The organism is Aerococcus sp. L_32 (genome assembly GCF_050689315.1).
This window is the reverse complement of the sequence record NZ_JBOEQF010001034.1, coordinates 1-662: the sequence shown is the minus strand read 5'-3', so window position 1 is coordinate 662 and position 662 is coordinate 1. Positions and strand designations below refer to the sequence as shown.

The following is a 662-nucleotide window of genomic DNA, read 5'->3' as shown; positions in this document are numbered from 1 at the left end:
GCTTCTTCTTCAGCACGTTCTACAATTAAAGAGGCTTCATTTAACGCTTCTTCACGCAAACGGTCAGCTGCTTCTTGGGCCACAAAAATCGAACGGTTAACTGTCGCTTCCTTACGGTGGGCAGCATCCACTTCTTTATTCGCTTCGTTTAATTGGTCTTGTAAAGATTTATTTTGGTCCTCTAACTTCTGCATTGAGACGCGGACTTTATTCAAATAGTCATCTACCTCAGTTTTACCGTAACCTGAGATTTTCTGTTTAAATTTCATATTTTTAATTTCTGATGCGCGCATAAAATGAGCCTCCTATTTGTTTTTGATGATCTCAATCGCTACTCTAATTTTACCCTTTTTGGTTTCCATTTGGGTAGCCACATATTTCAATCTGCCATAGCCTCGTATTGAAGCAATGTCCCCTGGATTTAATAGCCTTTTCGCGTCTTGCACTTGCGCCCAATTGAGTTTAGCAGCGCCACCCTCAATCAGTAACTTGGCCTTCGCTCTTGGAATTCTAAATCCATCTGAAATCATAGTATCAAATCTTAATGAAGAAAGTGTGATTTCCATGGGTTGCCAGTCAGATTTTGGTTGAATAATTTGGTCAAAATGATTAATTTTCACCAGCTTGACTTTCGAACCACCTATCTTATCCATTTCAAAGCT

At 39.4% G+C, this 662-nt stretch carries 1 protein-coding gene and 1 pseudogene; both read right to left on the bottom strand.

Features of this window, described 5'->3' with window-relative positions; all coding sequences use genetic code 11:
• Positions 1–293: DivIVA domain-containing protein (locus ACRCJ0_RS18050; RefSeq protein WP_431391515.1), on the bottom strand; the 293-nt coding region annotated here is incomplete at its 3' end.
• A 12-nt stretch (positions 294–305) separates the two neighbouring features.
• A pseudogene (locus tag ACRCJ0_RS18045) lies at positions 306–662 on the bottom strand (RNA-binding protein); the annotation flags it as partial.